At 45.8% G+C, this 15,558-nt stretch carries 16 protein-coding genes; all 16 read left to right on the top strand.

Features of this window, described 5'->3' with window-relative positions; translation table 11 throughout:
- The first annotated feature begins 7 nt into the window (after positions 1–7).
- Complete coding sequence (hemW, locus tag MKY23_RS19970; RefSeq protein ID WP_145332173.1) at positions 8–1,192, top strand: radical SAM family heme chaperone HemW; 1,185 nt, start codon at positions 8–10, stop codon at positions 1,190–1,192.
- Between the two features lie 117 nt (positions 1,193–1,309).
- Positions 1,310–1,780 (top strand): N-acetyltransferase, encoded by a 471-nt coding sequence (locus tag MKY23_RS19965; protein ID WP_090914803.1) that lies wholly within the window; start codon positions 1,310–1,312, stop codon positions 1,778–1,780.
- A 279-nt stretch (positions 1,781–2,059) separates the two neighbouring features.
- A complete protein-coding gene (locus MKY23_RS19960; RefSeq protein ID WP_339831657.1) occupies positions 2,060–2,908 on the top strand; it encodes a hypothetical protein in 849 nt (282 codons plus the stop codon).
- A gap of 261 nt (positions 2,909–3,169) precedes the next feature.
- Positions 3,170–3,898, top strand: coding sequence for a response regulator transcription factor (locus MKY23_RS19955; protein WP_154888001.1), 729 nt, complete (start codon positions 3,170–3,172; stop codon positions 3,896–3,898).
- On the top strand, positions 3,895–5,247 hold the full coding sequence (locus tag MKY23_RS19950; protein WP_154888003.1) for a HAMP domain-containing sensor histidine kinase: 1,353 nt from the start codon (positions 3,895–3,897) through the stop codon (positions 5,245–5,247). The genes MKY23_RS19955 and MKY23_RS19950 overlap by 4 nt, the downstream gene beginning before the upstream one ends.
- A gap of 173 nt (positions 5,248–5,420) precedes the next feature.
- Positions 5,421–6,452, top strand: a complete 1,032-nt coding sequence (hrcA, locus tag MKY23_RS19945) for a heat-inducible transcriptional repressor HrcA (protein WP_090914795.1) — start codon at positions 5,421–5,423, stop codon at positions 6,450–6,452.
- 23 nt (positions 6,453–6,475) lie between these two features.
- Positions 6,476–7,066, top strand: coding sequence for a nucleotide exchange factor GrpE (gene grpE, locus MKY23_RS19940; protein WP_139168822.1), 591 nt, complete (start codon positions 6,476–6,478; stop codon positions 7,064–7,066).
- A gap of 124 nt (positions 7,067–7,190) precedes the next feature.
- Positions 7,191–9,029: a molecular chaperone DnaK gene (gene dnaK / locus MKY23_RS19935; RefSeq protein ID WP_090914791.1), complete on the top strand. Its 1,839-nt coding sequence runs from the start codon at positions 7,191–7,193 to the stop codon at positions 9,027–9,029.
- 134 nt (positions 9,030–9,163) lie between these two features.
- Positions 9,164–10,282, top strand: a complete 1,119-nt coding sequence (gene dnaJ / locus MKY23_RS19930; protein ID WP_090914789.1) for a molecular chaperone DnaJ — start codon at positions 9,164–9,166, stop codon at positions 10,280–10,282.
- Positions 10,283–10,481: 199 nt separating this feature from the next.
- A complete protein-coding gene (locus tag MKY23_RS19925) occupies positions 10,482–10,850 on the top strand; it encodes a hypothetical protein (protein ID WP_090914787.1) in 369 nt (122 codons plus the stop codon).
- 23 nt (positions 10,851–10,873) lie between these two features.
- Positions 10,874–11,053 carry a YfhD family protein gene (locus MKY23_RS19920; protein ID WP_090914785.1) on the top strand — a complete coding sequence of 60 codons (180 nt, stop codon included), beginning with the start codon at positions 10,874–10,876 and terminating at the stop codon, positions 11,051–11,053.
- Positions 11,046–11,438 carry a hypothetical protein gene (locus tag MKY23_RS19915; protein ID WP_339831651.1) on the top strand — a complete coding sequence of 131 codons (393 nt, stop codon included), beginning with the start codon at positions 11,046–11,048 and terminating at the stop codon, positions 11,436–11,438. Before MKY23_RS19920 ends, MKY23_RS19915 begins: the two co-directional genes overlap by 8 nt.
- Before the next feature lie 168 nt (positions 11,439–11,606).
- Positions 11,607–12,572 carry a 50S ribosomal protein L11 methyltransferase gene (gene prmA / locus MKY23_RS19910; protein WP_154888009.1) on the top strand — a complete coding sequence of 322 codons (966 nt, stop codon included), beginning with the start codon at positions 11,607–11,609 and terminating at the stop codon, positions 12,570–12,572.
- Positions 12,573–12,575: 3 nt separating this feature from the next.
- A complete protein-coding gene (locus tag MKY23_RS19905) occupies positions 12,576–13,256 on the top strand; it encodes a site-2 protease family protein (RefSeq protein WP_090914779.1) in 681 nt (226 codons plus the stop codon).
- A gap of 146 nt (positions 13,257–13,402) precedes the next feature.
- Complete coding sequence (locus MKY23_RS19900; RefSeq protein ID WP_339831650.1) at positions 13,403–14,167, top strand: RsmE family RNA methyltransferase; 765 nt, start codon at positions 13,403–13,405, stop codon at positions 14,165–14,167.
- A 2-nt stretch (positions 14,168–14,169) separates the two neighbouring features.
- Positions 14,170–15,516 carry a tRNA (N(6)-L-threonylcarbamoyladenosine(37)-C(2))-methylthiotransferase MtaB gene (mtaB, locus tag MKY23_RS19895; RefSeq protein ID WP_090914775.1) on the top strand — a complete coding sequence of 449 codons (1,347 nt, stop codon included), beginning with the start codon at positions 14,170–14,172 and terminating at the stop codon, positions 15,514–15,516.
- Positions 15,517–15,558 lie beyond the last annotated feature (42 nt).

Raw genomic sequence — 15,558 nt, 5'->3', positions numbered from 1 at the left:
AATTACCGTGACACTTGCAGCACACAACCAGAAAACAGGTGCGCCCCAAGCGGTGTACCTTCACATTCCATTTTGTACAAATAAATGTTTTTACTGTGACTTTAATTCTTATGTTCTGAAAGATCAGCCCGTGATGCAATACTTGGAGGCGCTGGAACGGGAGATGGAGCATACCGTCAAGGCGAATCCGCCAGGCGAAATTAAAACGATCTTTGTCGGCGGCGGAACGCCAACCGCGTTGAAACCGGACGAGATGGCTTATTTCCTGCGTTCGGTCAAAACCTATTTCCCGAATTGGGCAGACGATATTGAATTTTCGATGGAGGCCAACCCGGGAACGACGGATGCGGAGAAGCTTGCGGCGATGAAAGAGGGCGGTGTTAACCGTGTCAGCTTTGGCGTACAGGCTTTTCAGAATGATCTGCTGACGGGCATTGGCCGGATTCATAATACGGATGATGTATATCGCAGTTTAGAGAACGCACGTAAGGCGGGACTGGATAACCTGTCGATTGACCTGATGTTTGGATTGCCAAACCAGACGGTGGAGATGTTGAATGAAAGTATCGACAAAGCGCTGGAACTGGATCTGAAACACTATTCAATCTATAGCCTGAAGGTAGAAGAGAACACCCTTTTCCATACCCTGTACCAAAAAAATCAACTACCTCTTCCGCATGAAGATGATGAGTTGCAGATGTATCTTCTATTAATGAAGCGCATGAAAGAAGCAGGTTATGAACAGTATGAGATCAGTAACTTTGCCAAACCTGGATTCGAGAGCCGTCATAATATCACCTATTGGCGTAATGAAGATTATTACGGACTTGGTGCAGGTGCACATGGTTACGTGGGCCGTGAACGCCATATGAACATTAAAGGGATTAATCCTTATGTGGAAGCCTCACGTGCGGGACTGCCTCGTTTGGATCATTTCGAGATTGGCCGTGCGGAAGCGATGGAGGATTACTTAATGGTAGGACTCCGTATGTTGGAGGGCGCTTCATCTTCAAGATTCCATAATCAGTTCGGGGAATCCATGGAGGATGTATTTGCGAAACCGCTGGGCAAAATGTTGCATGCAGGATTGCTTGAGCGGACAGCAGACGGCTTTAAACTGAGTGAACAAGGTATTCTGTTCGGCAATGACGTTTTTGCGGAGTTTATCGGCTCTATATCGCTAAATTCGTAGCTTGAAATTCTATACGCTCTGTTGTATATTTATTCATATTGTTTTACAGGGCGTGTTAATTTAAACAACTACGAAGCTAGCTTTCCTCGGAAAGCGTCGTTATAGGAGGAGAGCTGGATGTCGGTTATATGCAGGAAAGCTGTACCGGAAGATGTTGAACCACTGTTTGAAATGATTAAGGGATATGCAGAGCGTGGGATCATGCTTCCGCGTTCACGGGAAGTACTGCATCGACAGCTGGAGCATTTTATTGTGGCTGAGGTGGATGGAGTTGTCGTAGGCTGCGGCTCATTATGTCGTCTGGGCAATGACCTGGTGGAAGTAAGATCACTGGGCATTTCAGAGGGGTATAAAGGGCTTGGCATCGGGTCCCGTCTACTTGACCGGCTTGTAGAAGAGGCGGAGAGACAACAGATTCCAAAGGTGATGGCTCTCACGTATGAAGTTTCCTTTTTTCTGAAAAATGGTTTTGCTGTTGTGGAAAAAGAAATCTTCCCTGAGAAAGTATGGACGGACTGTGTTCATTGCAGCAAGCAGGATTGCTGTGACGAGATTGCGGTTCTAAAAGAACTGAATGTGTCAGCGTAGTTATACGTTTATATGAATAAAAAGATAAAGATCACAACCCAAGAAACCAAAGGTTTCAAAGGGCTTGTGGTCTTTTTTTTTGTGCTCGTTTTTTTCATATACTTTTCACACACTTATTCCATTATTCTCACACATCCTCTTGTTAAGATGAACTTACATAAGCGATCTGCAAAAAACTTCACAGTGGAACAGTTGAAGAACACGGATAAAAACAAGGTTTTCAACGTACGAAGCAGGGAGTATGCAGATAGCTCAATCTTAAGAATGAGGTGACCGATCATGAAAAAATGGACAAAACATGTAGCAGCTTTGGTAACAGCGATGAGTGTAATTGGTGGAGCAGGTAGTGCTTTTGCCGCAACGCCTGTTGTGAATTCCGTAAAACCGTCTGAAACACAAAAAGCTGGAGCATCGGCTAGCTCAACGAGCAAATCTACAACAACAAAATCAACAACCACTCCAGCAGCCAAATCCACTGTAGCGCCGACAAAAACGACAGGAGCTAAAGCGGCCCCTTCCAAAACAACAGCTACAACCAAGAAGGAAACAACAACTCACAAAGCGAGCGCAGTAACGCATAAAGCCAAAAAGACTGCTCATAAAGCAAAAGTGGCGAAGCATAAAGCGAAAAAAGTTGTGCACAAATCAAAAGTGACTCACAAAGCAAAAAGGGCTTCTCATAAAACAACAGCAATGCATCACAAGGGCAGAAAAACTGCTCATAAAGCAAAAACAGTAACACACAAAGCAAAAACAACGACACATAAAGCCAAAGCTGCGGCTCATAACGCCAAACAGGCTTCACACAAAGCTTCAGCAACAGCAAAGGCTACTGCGCATCAAGCAAAACAAACGGCACACAAAGCGAAAAAAGCCGCTCACAAAATCGCAGCGCACAAAGCAACAGCTAAAAAAACTGTAGGAACTAAAACGCCAGTAGCTAAGACGATTGTAAACAAAACAACTTCGCAAAAAACTGGAGTGAAAACAACAACTCCAAAAACAGCAACACATAAAACAGCTACCGTGACAACTCATAAAGCTGCAACATCTGCTACGAAAGCACCAGCCAAAACAAATGTTACAAACAAAAACGAGGCAGCAAAATCAAGCTCATCCCATAAATAAGAAGTTGTGCTCTGATGACCTCACTGTACCAGATCCAGTCCATAATTTAACGCATCAGTGACATTATGATATACGGCGTACACAGGCGGAGCTCTCTTAGGGGGAACTCCGTCTTTTTCATGTTGAATCGGGTGTTTGTAACGTTATATTTAGGCCATTCATGGAAGTTTGGAATCTGAGTACAGACTCTGTTACATTAGTAGTAATATATTTAATAAAAAACATATCAGAAGTGTTATATTCATGCCGAGGTGAACGCCGATGCCGCATATTTTTGTAGTGGATGATGATCCGTATATTTTGCAACTTATTGCAGGTTATTTGAAGAAGGAACAATATGAAGTGACCTCCTTTGCACACGGCAGAGAGCTGGTCGAGGAAGTGCGCTTGAAAAAGCCGGACTGTTTGATTCTCGACATTATGATGCCAGGGGTTGATGGGCTTACACTCTTGACGGAACTGAGAACCTTCACTGAAATTCCCATTATTATGGTCTCGGCTCGAGGAGAGGAAATCGATCGTTTAAATGGGCTGGAATTGGGATGTAACGATTTTCTGAGCAAACCTTTCAATCCTCGTGAGCTGGTTGCGAGGGTAAAAGGTATGCTTCGTTTGATACACAGCAGTCGTTTATCACAAGGGATTGAACTAAAAGAAACGGAGCGGCATCAGCCTAAGGAAGGGTCGTATTTTAGTATAGGCAACGTGCAGATTTCAGAAGAATTCCGACGTGTCAATGTTAGTGGAGAAGAATTGGGGCTAACCGGAAGGGAATACGAGCTTTTGTTATTTCTATCCCAACACCTGGATCGTCCATTCAGCCGCGAACAGTTGATCCAGCAGGTCTGGAATTATGATTTTTACGGTGAAGTGCGTGTAGTGGATGATCTCGTGAAACGGATTCGTAAAAAGCTTGCACAGGTTCAAGCTACACTGACCATTGATACCGTGTGGGGGTTCGGCTATAAAGCAGCTGTACATACACGATGAAGACAATACGCAGCAAAATGCTGCTCGCCTTGTTCGCAAGTATGCTGGTTACTGTGGCGTTTACGGTACTGTTTTTTATACACCTCTTTGATGATATTTTGCTCAATCAGGTCAAAGAGCAATTAAATGGACAAACGAAGAAGGCTGTCAAGATCATTCGTGTAGATGATCTGGAGGATCTGGACAATGACAGTTTTCGTTTTTTTATTAAAGATATTCTCTTTTATGCGGACTATTTTGTAATTGATGGGCAGGATAAAATTGTCGCCTCAAGCAGTGCGGGACGTGTAGGGATGAAATTGGAAGGATTCCCAGGTACACACGAAGGGTATATGATTTTAAATGGAAAAAAGGTCCTATACAGTGAGGCTGAGTTGTCACATAAACAGTTTCGAGTGATCTTGTATTCTCCGCTATCGTCACTCAGGGCAATGTACATTCCGTTGTTCCGAACAACCCTTCTGTCGATTGCCGCAAGTTTTGTTGTCATTCTGTTGATAGGATTATTCGCCGTGTGGCGAACGGTACAGCCGCTCAATCGGTTGAAAGAGGCTGTTAACAAGTATGAGCCAAACATGCCTGACAGAGATCAATTCCTACAGGCTGACCATACAGAAATCGGCGAATTGATTCAGACCTTTCAATTAATGAGTAACAGAATTGATGACCATCACCGGCATCAGCTGGAGTTTTTGCAAAATGTATCCCATGAACTTAAGACACCATTGATGTCCATTCAAGGTTACGTGTATGCCATTCAGGATCAGGTCGTATCCACGGATCAGGGACTTGATATTATTGCTACCCAGTCGCAACGCCTCATTGACATGGTTGGAAAACTGATTCAGCTCTCCAGACTGGAAACTGTGGATGAGGAATGGCCTGTGGCAGTCATTGACCTGAAAAACATGGCCGAAGAAGCAGTGTATCTGCTTATGCCAACTGCGCTTCAGCGAGGAATACATTTGACAGCGGAAGCCAATTCGTTCATCGTGGAAACAGCAGGTGAGCAATTGTTTCAGATTCTGCTAAACTTGTTGCAAAATGCTGTGCGCCATACCGAAACGCAAGTGAAATTAACATTGGAACTCTCTGGCGATGATCACGCGGACTGGATTTTTCATGTCGATGATGATGGGCCAGGCTTGAATGAGCATGATGGACAGCATATTTTCCGTCGTTTTTACACAGGAAATAATGGTGTGACAGGATTGGGGCTAACCATTAGCAAGCAACTGGCAACGCGTCTCCATGCAGATTTGGTGTATAGTGACTCACCGCTAGGTGGGGCACGTTTCAGTCTGAGACATTATCCTGCGGAGCGAGAAATCCAGCATCAAGGTGCATAATATACGTTATAAGTGAAGGTTATTGGCCTATACTATAAATAGATGATCCCATTCCGCAAACTGACTTGACAATGATCATGTCAGTTTGGTATTTTTGTATTACCGATTAGCACTCATCTAACTGGAGTGCTAACGACATGGGACAGTACAGTCAGAAGGAGGGAATACTCACCATGTTAACAGAGCGTCAACGAATGATTCTGAACGCTATAGTGGATGACTATATCCGTTCAGCTGAGCCCGTAGGGTCCCGAAGTATCTCCAAAAGAGGAGATGTTGGATACAGTCCGGCAACGATTCGTAATGAAATGGCCGACCTTGAAGAAATGGGCTTTCTCGAACAGCCGCATACTTCGGCTGGACGTATACCTTCTCATAAGGGTTATCGATATTATGTCGACCATTTGGTTCCCTGGAATCAGGTGGAGCCACAGGAACTGGATGATCTAAAGTCATTTTTTGCAGAGAAGCTGAATGTTATGGAACAGGTTATTCAGCATGCTTCCAACATTTTGTCTCATATGACCAATTATACTTCGATTCTGCTTGGACCTGAGGTGTTCCACACCTCACTGCGTCACTTCCAGTTGCTCCCGCTGAATGAAAATGAAGCTGTAGCTATTATTGTGACGAACACCGGTCAGGTGGAAAACAAGACAGTTCAGATCCCACCCGAGATTTCGGTTGCTGAGATGGAGAATGTGGTTCGTCTGTTAAACAGCAAATTGGTAGGCGTACCAATCTACAAGCTGAAGTCACGTCTTTATACCGAGCTGGGCCAAGAGATGGAGCGTCACATTACACGTTATGAGGAAGTTATGCAGGTACTTAATAGCGCGTTTGACAATGAGCATGACAATCGTCTATTCCTCAGCGGCGCTACCAATATGTTGACACAACCTGAGTTCAGAGATGTAGAAAAGGTTAAGGACATTCTAGACTTGTTAGATGAGACACCAACATTAATGAAATTGATGATGCCAGTGCCCGGCGGGTCTGGGATTCAGGTGCGAATTGGTACAGAGAATGATCATGAGGCCTTTGCGAACTGTAGCTTGATTACAGCGTCATATTCGTTGGACGGCGAAGCACTTGGCTCCATTGGAATTCTGGGACCAACCCGCATGGATTATGCACGTGTCATCCATATTCTAAATACATTATCCCGTGATCTTACAACGATGCTGACGACTCGCTTCAAATAAGCAACGGGAATTACGATTCATCGATTCATTCTTATAAGGAGGTGAACATCTTGAAAGAGGAGCAATCATTCACAGAAGAGCAAGAAGTAACAGCCGCTGAGCAGGAACCGGTCAATGAGGCTGCAGCTGCAGAAGCACAGGCTGAGGAGATAACGGATCAGGAGCAAAATGAGTTGTCACGTTTGAAAGCAGAGGCTGAGGAAACGCAGCAACGTTTTGTACGTGCGCAAGCTGATTTTGATAACTTCCGTCGTCGCACCCAGAAGGAAAAAGAAGAGCTTGCCAAATACGCTTCGATGAAGCTGGTCACCGAACTGGTTCCAGTTATGGATAATTTCGAGCGCGCTATGGCTACTGTACCGGAAGGTACGGAGACTGAATCTTTTGCCAAAGGATTTCAAATGATCTTGCGTCAATTGGAAACCGTGCTGACGAACGAAGGACTGACTCCAATGGAAACCGTTGGACAACCGTTTAATCCTGAATTCCACCAAGCGATTATGCAAGTGGAGAGCGATGAGCATGAAGAAGGCATCGTTGTGGAAGAAGTTCAAAAAGGCTACATGCTGAAAGATAAAGTGCTTCGTCCGGCTATGGTTAAGGTTAGTTCTTAATCTAAGTGTACTAAATGGCGAAGTTTAATATACAGGTTTTATACACATAGAGTAGTTAACTGACTAACACAATAAGGCTGACAAGTGCCTATTCATTTTAAATTGTCGAGGAGGAAATTTTCGGATGAGCAAAGTAATTGGTATTGACTTAGGAACAACCAACTCATGCGTAGCCGTTATGGAAGGCGGCGAGGCTGTAGTTATTCCAAACCCGGAGGGTGCGCGTACTACTCCTTCCGTTGTAGGTTTCAAAAAAGATGGAGAGCGTGTCGTTGGTGAAACAGCGAAACGTCAAGCGATCACGAACCCGGATCGTACGATCATTTCCATTAAGCGTCACATGGGTACATCCCACAAAGAAACGATCGATAGCAAAGATTATTCTCCACAAGAGATCTCTGCAATCATCCTGCAAAAATTGAAAGCTGATGCAGAAGCATACTTAGGCCAAACGGTAACTCAAGCGGTTATTACCGTTCCAGCTTATTTCAATGACAGTCAGCGTCAAGCGACGAAAGATGCAGGTAAAATCGCAGGTCTGGAAGTACTTCGTATCGTCAATGAGCCAACAGCAGCAGCTTTGGCTTACGGTATGGAAAAATCCGAAGATCAAACGATTCTCGTGTATGACTTGGGTGGCGGTACGTTCGACGTATCCATCTTGGAACTGGGCGATGGTTTCTTCGAAGTTAAAGCGACTAGTGGCGACAACCAACTTGGCGGTGACGACTTCGACCAAGTAATTATCGACTATCTCGTAAATGAATTCAAAAAAGATCAAGGTATTGATCTGAGCAAAGATAAAGCAGCGGTACAACGTTTGAAAGATGCAGCGGAAAAAGCGAAAAAAGAGCTTTCCGGCGTATTGACTACAACGATTTCCCTGCCGTTCATCACGGTTGCTGATGGCGTTCCTCAGCACTTGGAATTAAACCTGAGCCGTGCGAAATTCGAAGAGCTTTCTGCTGGTCTGGTTGAACGTACGCTTGAACCAACTCGCCGTGCATTGAGCGATGCGGGCATGACACCTAACGATATCGATAAAATCGTATTGGTTGGTGGTTCCACTCGTATTCCTGCTGTACAGGAAGCGATCAAAAAACTGACAGGTAAAGAGCCGCACAAAGGTGTTAACCCGGACGAAGTTGTTGCCTTGGGTGCAGCTGTACAAGCGGGCGTACTGACAGGTGACGTGAAAGACGTAGTATTGCTGGACGTAACTCCGCTGTCCCTGGGTATTGAAACTGCAGGTGGCGTATTTACGAAAATGATCGAGCGTAACACGACGATCCCTACAAGCAAATCTCAAGTGTTCTCCACTTATGCAGATAATCAACCTAGCGTTGAGATTCACGTCCTGCAAGGTGAGCGAGAGATGGCAGCTGGCAACAAAACGCTTGGTCGCTTCATGTTGGGAGATATCCCTCCAGCACCACGCGGTGTACCGCAAATCGAAGTTAGCTTCGATATCGATGCTAACGGTATCGTTAACGTGTCTGCAACAGACAAAGGTACAAACAAAACACAAAAAATTACAATCACTTCTTCCAGCGGTCTGAGCGATGCTGAAGTTGAGCAAATGATGAAAGATGCTGAACTTCATGCTGAGGAAGACAGAAAACGTAAAGAGCTTGTAGAAGCGAAAAACAGTGCAGACCAGTTGATCTACTCTGTAGACAAAACAATTAAAGATCTTGGTGAAAAGGCAGATGCAGGCGAAGTAGAAAAAGCAAATGCTGCCAAAGAAAAATTGCAAGGCGTACTGGCTTCCGACAATCTGGAAGACATCAAAGCCGCTACAGAAGAACTGACTGAGATTGTTCAACAATTGTCTGTTAAATTGTATGAGCAAGCTCAAGCTGATGCACAAGCGACTCAAGGTGCTGAAGAGCAACAAGGTTCTGCTAAACGTGACAACGTCGTAGACGCTGATTACGAAGTTGTAGACGAAGATAAAAAATAATTAATTCGCGATAGCCTGCGAGTTAAAACATCGGTGACGTTCGGATTAAAGGGAAAGTCATAGCCGGGGCTCCCGTGCTTTGACTTTCCTTTTGTCACGATGTGCGATAAGGTGAATGTTATGGGGGTGGAAGAGTGGCTGAAAAACGTGATTATTATGAGGTACTCGGGCTAAGCAAAAATGCAAGCGACGAGGAAATCAAAAAGGCTTACCGCAAGCTCGCCCGTCAGTATCACCCTGACGTAAACAAGGCAGCAGATGCAGAGGCCAAATTTAAAGAAGTAAAAGAAGCTTATGATGTCGTAAGTGACAGCCAGAAGCGTGCTCAGTACGACCAGTATGGTCACATCGATCCGAACCAAGGTGGTTTTGGCGGTGGAGACTTTGGTGGCGGCGGATTTGGCGACATCTTTGATATGTTCTTTGGCGGTGGTGGCGGGCGCCGTGACCCGAATGCTCCGCAACGGGGGAACGATCTGCAATACACCATGACCATTGAGTTCAAGGAAGCTGTATTTGGCAAGGAAACGGATATTACTATTCCGCGTACAGAAGGCTGTGACACTTGTCACGGTTCAGGTGCCAAACCAGGAACGAAGCCGGAAACATGTACGGTCTGCAAGGGTAGTGGACAACAGGAAGTCGTTCAGAATACACCATTTGGTCGTATGGTCAATCGCCGCGCTTGTTCGAACTGTAGCGGTACTGGACAGATTATCAAAGAAAAATGTACAACATGTAGCGGTAGCGGCAAAGTTCGCAAACAGCGCAAAATCAATGTTCGCATTCCAGCTGGTGTGGATGACGGTGCACAGTTACGTATGACAGGTGAGGGTGAAGGCGGTCTGCGCGGTGGTCCTGCAGGCGACCTGTACATTGTTATTCGTGTGAAGTCTCATGACTTCTTTGAGCGCGAAGGCGATGACATCTACTGTGAAATTCCGTTGACGTTTGCTCAAGCCGCGCTCGGAGACGAGATTGAAATCCCGACACTGACCGAAAAAGTGAAGCTGAAAATTCCGGCGGGTACACAAACCGGAACGTATTTCCGTCTCAAAGGTAAAGGCGTGCCACGCCTGCGCGGTATGGGACAAGGAGATCAGCATGTGAAGGTTGTTGTGGTTACACCAAGTAAGCTGAATGACGAACAGAAAGATCTGCTTCGTCAAATTGCTGCACTGGATGGAGAACAAACTCATGAGCATGAGCAATCGTTCTTTGATCGAGTAAAACGCGCCTTTCGCGGCGACTGATTCATATATGAAGTAGTTATGAGGACACCATCGATGATCTTTGATGATCGATGGTGTCTTTTTGTATGTAAATTAGTTTGCTTCGAAGTGTTCCCAAGTGTTCCCACATGTCAGAAATTCGGTATATTCTGGACTCGGTTGCGGAAAGATAGCATGGCGGGATACAGATTGACAGAATTACAGGAAGCAGGTGAAGCGAATGACGGAGAAAAATATTTTGGCCTATTTTCATAGCCCTGAGCAGGCACAGGGAGCGGTCAAAAAATTGGAGGCGCTGCGAGTGGAAGACTTGTCTATTAATCGTTTTAGCCGTTATGCGGGTATTGGGCCAAGCGGAGCCTCCTATAAACCAGGTATCTCCGGCAGTTACTCATCATGGATACCTGATGCGATGCAAATGAGTGGCAGCTCAGGCATTATGGCTGCGGCAGACCCTGCTGCAAGCGGAATGAGTGATGGCGGACAAGGCGGCCCTACAGGCAGGGACATCCTATTAACTGTCGTTGTAGATGAAGAGGTGCATCACCGAGCAATGTCGATTATCGAACAAGCCGGTGGAATGATCTGATTTTGAAAAGGAGGAAGAACAACATGGCTAATCGACAACGACCAGGTGAAATTTTAACAAAAACGGAAAAGATGAAGCGTCTGCAGTCTGCGAAAAATGAGGATGTGGAGTTCAGCGCAGAATTGGCCGATCACGAGGATATTGAAGCTTTGCGCCGCAGTGAGGCAGCGGATCGTCGTCAAGGAAGGGAAATCAATGACTGAAGATCGCTCTGCGGTCACACTAGAAGCTGTATTCACGAGTTGGTCTGAAGCTGAATCTGCTCGCAGAGCTCTGGAGTTGCTGCATCCGAACCAGTTACGCATCGAGAGTCTGCGTGAGCATGAAGGAACAGGTGGCTCAACTGATAATAAGGAAGAAGAGCATTCACCAACAGCGGTTGTTGGCGGCTTCAGCGGCGAGCTAAATGTACTCGCTCTAATCAGTGATGAGACCGAGATGCTATCGGGAGGACAGGTGTATGAGCATACACCAGAAGATGCAACGCGAAGTGTGAAGCAGGGCATTTTGCTGACGGTATCCGTTTCTCACGATTCTTTACCGCAAGCTGCAGAGATGATCACACAGAACGGCGGACGTTTTTATTAGTTGTGTTCATGAGAAAGATCGACAGCACCGAAAAATGGGACAGGATATTCGAGCGGTTTCACTGCGGATATCCTGTTTTGTTTTCTTTTACGAGTATGCTTTGTGCTTCGGCTCGCAAGTGTAGTACAATAGTTGGGATGTTTGAATAATGAGGAGGCAAAACCACGAATGTTATGGCATGAACTAACAATACATACCACAGAAGAAGCTGTGGAGATGATTTCGAATTTTTTGCATGAAGCGGGTGCTGGAGGGGTGTCGATTGAAGAGTCCGGTACTTTAAATAAAAAACGGGATACCACGTATGGCGAGTTATATGACGTTCCTTTGAATGATATTCCCGAAGGTTTTGCGGTCATCAAAGGTTATTTCTCCGAAGGTACAGACATGACTGCCTTGCAGGCAGAAGTAAATCCGAGAATTGAAGAATTGCCCGACTTTGGAATTAATGTCGGAGAGATTCGTTACGAAACACGTACGGTGGATGAAAATGACTGGGCAACGGCTTGGAAACAATACTTCAAACCGGTGCGCATATCCGAGCGTCTGACGATCAAGCCAACGTGGGAGGAATATACACCGGAGAGCCCAGATGAAAAAATTATTGAACTTGATCCAGGAATGGCTTTTGGTACCGGGACGCATCCAACGACAACGCTCTGTTTACGTACACTGGAAAAGGTCATTCAGGGTGGCGAGGAAATGATTGATGTGGGTACAGGTTCCGGTATCTTGGCCATCGGCGCGGTACATCTAGGTGCTAAGCATGTGCTGGCACTTGATCTTGATCCGGTTGCGGTAACAAGTGCGATGGAAAACGTGGAGCTGAACAAGATGCAGCAGCAGATCACGGTCAAAGAAAGTGATCTATTGTCTGTGCTTGGAAGTCAAGACCCCGCTCTAGGTGTCAAGCTGCCAGTCAAAATTATTGTGGCCAACATCTTGGCTGAAATTATTTTGCTATTCGTTGATGATGTGTATAATGCACTGGAGTCTGGTGGGATCTATATCGTTTCGGGCATTTGGAAGAACAAGGAGCAGGTTGTACATGATGCACTGGTGGCATCAGGATTTGAAGTTCGTGCGATCGAGCGTGAAGAGGACTGGCTAGCCTTTGAAGCCAGAAAGAGGTAGTCTATGGACTTCTTAGATCGGATTTTCCGCCTTCCGCTGGATCAATTGCCGTTTTTCCTGGTGACCATTTTGATTGCATTTACGATTCATGAATTTTCGCATGCGTATTTTGCTAATAAATTCGGTGATCCAACAGCCAAGTTGCTTGGAAGGGTCACCTTGAATCCGGTGGCGCACTTTGACCTGCTTGGGGTGCTTTTGCTTGTGATTGCAGGTTTTGGATGGGCACGTCCTGTACCTGTAAACCGTGCGAACTTTGACAAACCGAGACTCATGGGAACGATTGTTTCTGTAGTAGGTCCACTCAGCAATCTGCTACTGGCTATTATTGGGGCAGTAATCTATGGAATATTGTTTGGATCAGGCGTGCTGGGGAACATTGAAAATGAGCGGGTAGTCACAGCTGTGATGACATTTTTGCCGATGTTCAGTGTTACGAACTTTTTCCTGTTTATGTTTAATCTCATCCCGTTACCACCACTGGACGGTTATCGTATTCTTGAAGATGTGTTGCCGCCTTCAATCAGTCGCAAGCTGCAAGGTGTGGAACAATGGTCCATCATTGTCTTTCTATTGATCTTAATTATTCCGCCATTACAGGCAGTCACAATTCAACCCCTATATTTGTTTGCTAATGACATGTACCGGGATTTAGTTGGTCTCGTTATTGAATTATATCTTTAATATAAGCTTATAAATGGTCAGTAATCGAACCGTAGTGCTGGTCATAAGCACATAAAAGTTGTATGATCATCTGTGGCGATTGGATTCTTGCCTGCTTCCAGCAGGAAGAATTCCATTCATAACAGGAAAGAATGGGTGGACAACATATGCAGCGATATTTTGTATCTGCAGAGCAGTTCAGTGAACATGCAGTGGTGATAACAGGCGATGATGCCCGTCATATCGGCAAAGTCATGCGTGGCAAACCCGGAGACAAGCTGATTGTCAGCGACGGAAGCTCCAAAGAAGCATTGGTCGCCATCGATAGTATTGAGGCAGGGGAAGTAAAAGCCACTATCCTGGAACCGCTGGTTATGGATCGCGAAGCAAAGTTGAATGTAACGGTAGCACAAAGCTTGCCCAAAGGGGACAAGATGGAGACGGTCATTCAGAGATGTACGGAGATCGGCGCCGTATCCTTTGTGCCTTTTCTATCCGAACGTACGATTGTGCAATACGACGCTAAGAAAGAAGGCAAACGTCTGGAGCGTTGGCGGAAAATCGCCAAGGAAGCTGCTGAACAGAGCCATCGTAACCGCATTCCAACCGTTGAGCAGCCGCTTTCCTGGAAAGGGCTGTTATCTTCTTTTGGGGACTACGATCTTGTATGTTATTGTTATGAAAAAGAGGACGGCAAACATCTTAAAGATGTTCTGAAGCCGTTTGTGGGAGAGCTTGCTCCTGATGCAGGGGCAAATGTGTTGATTGTTGTTGGACCTGAGGGCGGATTTTCCGAGAAGGAAACGGCTCAGGCCGATGAGGCAGGTGCGATATCTGTTGGACTGGGCAAGCGCATTTTGCGAGCCGAGACGGCTGGTATGGCTGCACTAACTTGTGTTTTATATGAATCTGGAGAAATGGGGGGAATGTAATTATGCCATCCGTGGCGTTTTACACCTTGGGCTGCAAAGTTAACTTTTATGATACAGAGGCGATTTGGCAATTGTTCAAAAACGAGGGCTACGAACAGGTAGACTTCGACGAACAGACAGCCGATGTCTATTTGATTAATACGTGTACCGTAACGAATACAGGTGATAAAAAGAGTCGTCAAATTATCCGCCGTGCCATCCGTCGCAATCCGGATGCGATTGTAGCGGTAACCGGATGTTATGCACAGACATCTCCTGCCGAGATTCTGGATATCCCTGGCGTGGACCTGGTCATCGGAACCCAGGATCGGGATAAAATTTTGCCATATGTAAATGAAATTCAGGAATCCCGTCAGCCCGTCAATGCGGTCCGTAACATTATGAAAACACGTGTATTTGAAGAAATGGATGTACCGGATTTCGCGGACCGTACGCGTGCGTTCCTCAAAATTCAGGATGGTTGCAACAACTTCTGTACCTTCTGCATCATTCCGTGGTCCCGTGGTCTTTCGCGTAGCCGTGAGGCAAACAGCATTGTTCAGCAGGCACATCAGCTCGTACAAGCGGGTTATAAAGAGATTGTCCTGACAGGTATTCATACAGGCGGGTACGGAGATGACATGGATAACTATGATCTGACCGACCTGCTGTGGGATTTGGACAAAGTGGAAGGTCTGGAGCGTATCCGGATCAGCTCGATTGAAGCTAGTCAGATTGATGACCGGATGCTGGATGTAATCAAACGTTCGGATAAACTGGTTCGTCATTTCCATATTCCGTTGCAAGCAGGGGATGACACCGTTCTGAAACGTATGCGCCGCAAATATACAACCGAAGAATTCTATAACAAAATGTTGCGTATACGTGAGGCTATGCCGGATGTTGCGATTACGACCGATGTTATCGTTGGTTTCCCGGGCGAAACGGATGAGATGTATCGTAACGGTTACGAGTTGATGCGTAAAATCGGTTTCTCGGAAATGCACGTATTCCCATACTCCAAACGTACAGGGACTCCGGCAGCACGCATGGAGGACCAAGTGGATGACGAAATCAAAAATGCACGTGTGCATGAGCTGATTGAACTGTCCGAGCAGATGCAACTGGAGTATGCTGAGAAATTCGTTGGACAAGTGCTCGAGGTTATTCCTGAAGGTGAAGCAAAAGGCCGCGAAGGCAGTGGCAAGTTGCACGGATACAGTGACAACTACATTCAACTGGTGTTTGATGGAACGCCGGATATGGTAGGTAAAGTGTGCCGCGTGAAGTTGACTGAAGCCGGTGCCAATGAAAGCCAAGGCACGCTGGTTCGTGTACTGGAAGAGAATGTGAAACCCGCCGCGATGTAATTCAGGCGCTATGTACAAGGATTTCATTTCCTTGGGGAAAAT

It is taken from the genome of Paenibacillus sp. FSL R7-0272, from assembly GCF_037969905.1.
GTDB lineage: Bacteria > Bacillota > Bacilli > Paenibacillales > Paenibacillaceae > Paenibacillus > Paenibacillus polysaccharolyticus.
The sequence above is the reverse complement of the archived record's forward strand: the minus strand, read 5'-3'. Positions and strand labels throughout refer to the sequence as shown.

What these genes read in the sequence shown, in the direction of transcription:
- MKY23_RS19965 (WP_090914803.1), top strand. Translation starts at nt 1,310, where the DNA reads ATGTCGGTTATATGCAGGAAAGCTGTACCGGAAGATGTTGAACCACTG.
- MKY23_RS19960 (WP_339831657.1), top strand. Translation starts at nt 2,060, where the DNA reads ATGAAAAAATGGACAAAACATGTAGCAGCTTTGGTAACAGCGATGAGT.
- MKY23_RS19955 (WP_154888001.1), top strand. Translation starts at nt 3,170, where the DNA reads ATGCCGCATATTTTTGTAGTGGATGATGATCCGTATATTTTGCAACTT.
- MKY23_RS19950 (WP_154888003.1), top strand. Translation starts at nt 3,895, where the DNA reads ATGAAGACAATACGCAGCAAAATGCTGCTCGCCTTGTTCGCAAGTATG.
- hrcA (WP_090914795.1), top strand. Translation starts at nt 5,421, where the DNA reads ATGTTAACAGAGCGTCAACGAATGATTCTGAACGCTATAGTGGATGAC.
- dnaK (WP_090914791.1), top strand. Translation starts at nt 7,191, where the DNA reads ATGAGCAAAGTAATTGGTATTGACTTAGGAACAACCAACTCATGCGTA.
- MKY23_RS19925 (WP_090914787.1), top strand. Translation starts at nt 10,482, where the DNA reads ATGACGGAGAAAAATATTTTGGCCTATTTTCATAGCCCTGAGCAGGCA.
- MKY23_RS19920 (WP_090914785.1), top strand. Translation starts at nt 10,874, where the DNA reads ATGGCTAATCGACAACGACCAGGTGAAATTTTAACAAAAACGGAAAAG.
- MKY23_RS19915 (WP_339831651.1), top strand. Translation starts at nt 11,046, where the DNA reads ATGACTGAAGATCGCTCTGCGGTCACACTAGAAGCTGTATTCACGAGT.
- prmA (WP_154888009.1), top strand. Translation starts at nt 11,607, where the DNA reads ATGTTATGGCATGAACTAACAATACATACCACAGAAGAAGCTGTGGAG.
- MKY23_RS19905 (WP_090914779.1), top strand. Translation starts at nt 12,576, where the DNA reads ATGGACTTCTTAGATCGGATTTTCCGCCTTCCGCTGGATCAATTGCCG.
- MKY23_RS19900 (WP_339831650.1), top strand. Translation starts at nt 13,403, where the DNA reads ATGCAGCGATATTTTGTATCTGCAGAGCAGTTCAGTGAACATGCAGTG.
- mtaB (WP_090914775.1), top strand. Translation starts at nt 14,170, where the DNA reads ATGCCATCCGTGGCGTTTTACACCTTGGGCTGCAAAGTTAACTTTTAT.